The organism is Actinomadura sp. HBU206391, from assembly GCF_014323665.1.
GTDB lineage: Bacteria > Actinomycetota > Actinomycetes > Streptosporangiales > Streptosporangiaceae > Actinomadura_C.
This window is the reverse complement of sequence record NZ_JABVEB010000522.1, coordinates 1-1,600: the sequence shown is the minus strand read 5'-3', so window position 1 is coordinate 1,600 and position 1,600 is coordinate 1. Positions and strand designations below refer to the sequence as shown.

2 protein-coding genes are annotated in these 1,600 nt (G+C 72.1%); both read right to left on the bottom strand.

Annotated features, from left to right (window positions below):
* The coding region (der, locus tag HKK72_RS39060; protein ID WP_187239401.1) for a ribosome biogenesis GTPase Der at window positions 1-924 on the bottom strand (924 nt) is incomplete at its 3' end.
* A gap of 11 nt (window positions 925-935) precedes the next feature.
* The gene (gene cmk / locus HKK72_RS39055; RefSeq protein ID WP_187239400.1) at window positions 936-1,598 is read right to left on the bottom strand and encodes a (d)CMP kinase; all 663 of its coding nucleotides are present in this window, start codon (window positions 1,596-1,598) and stop codon (window positions 936-938) included.
* Window positions 1,599-1,600: the final 2 nt, after the last annotated feature.

The following is a 1,600-nucleotide window of genomic DNA, read 5'->3' as shown; positions in this document are numbered from 1 at the left end:
GGAGATGATCCGCAGGTCCTGCTCGGCGAGGGACTCGCTGGCGTCCACGAGGACCACCGCCACCTCGGAGCGATCCAGCGCCGACTGGGTGCGGAGCGTGGCGTAGAAGTCCGCGCCCTGGTTCTCGCGGTGCCGGCGGCGGATGCCGGCGGTGTCGACGAAGCGCCAGGTCTTGCCGCCCAGCTCGATCAGCTCGTCGACCGGGTCGCGGGTGGTCCCGGCGACCGCGTCGACCACCGCGCGCTGCTCTCCCGCCAGCTTGTTGAGCAGGCTCGACTTGCCGACGTTGGGTCGGCCGATGAGCGCGACCCGGCGCGGCCCGCCCGCCTCGTCGAAGGTCTCGGGCGGGGCCGGCTCGGGCAGTGCCGCCAGAACGGCGTCGAGCAGGTCGCCGCTGGCCCGCCCGTGCAGGGCGCTCACCGACAGCGGCTCACCGATGCCCAGCGACCACAGCGCCGTCGCGTCGGACTCGGCGCCGATGTCGTCGACCTTGTTGGCGGCCAGCACGATCGGCTTGGCGGAGCGGCGCAGGATCTCGACCACGGCCTCGTCGACGTCGGTGGCGCCCACGGTCGCGTCCACGACGAACAGGACCACATCGGCCAGCTCGACCGCCAGCCGCGCCTGTTCGGCGATCGCCGCCGCCAGGCCGACGGCGTCGGGCAGCCAGCCGCCGGTGTCGACGACGGTGAACCGCCTGCCGTTCCACTCCGCGTCGTAGGCCACCCGGTCACGGGTCACCCCCGGCACGTCCTCGACCACCGCCTCGCGGCGGCCGAGGATCCGGTTGACCAGCGTGGACTTGCCGACGTTGGGCCGGCCGACCACCGCCACGACCGGCACCGGCACGGCTGCCGCGTCGTGCTCCAGACCGTGGTCCAGGTCGTAATCCAGGTCGCCGCCGACCGTGTCGGCATGCGTCATCTCGTACTCAGTCACGTCTGCTCTTTCGCGAGCCGAAGGATCGCCTCGATGACCTCATAGAGGCCGAGCTCCGTGGAGTCGATCTCGTGGGCGTCGTCGGCCTTGATCAGGGGGGATGTCTTACGGGTCGAGTCCAGCAGGTCCCGGCGGGCCTGCTCGGTGCGGGTCACCTCGACCGTGGCGGCGGGATCGGCGGCCAGCTCCTTGACCCGGCGCTGGGCCCGCACCTCCTCGCTCGCGGTGAGGAAGATCTTGACTGCTGCATCGGGCACGACAACGGTGCCGATGTCGCGGCCCTCGGCGACGATGTCCCCGGCGGCGATGATCTCGCGCTGGAGCAGGACGAGCCGCTCCCGGACGATCGGCACCGAGCTGACCGCGCTCACCGCGTTGGTGACCTCGCGGGTGCGGATGGGGCCGGACACGTCGACGCCGTCCACCGAGATCGTCGGGGCGTCGGGGTCGGTGCCCGGTTCGAGTAGCGGCTCGGCCGCCCGGGCCGCCACCGCCTCGGCGTCCAGCACCGCCACACCCTCGCGCAGCATCCACCACGTCATGGCGCGGTACATGGCGCCGGTGTCGAGATAGCGGAACCCGAGAGCGCGTGCCACACCTTTGGCCGCGCTGGATTTGCCGGACCCCGAGGGACCGTCGACGGCGATGACCAGCGTCACGT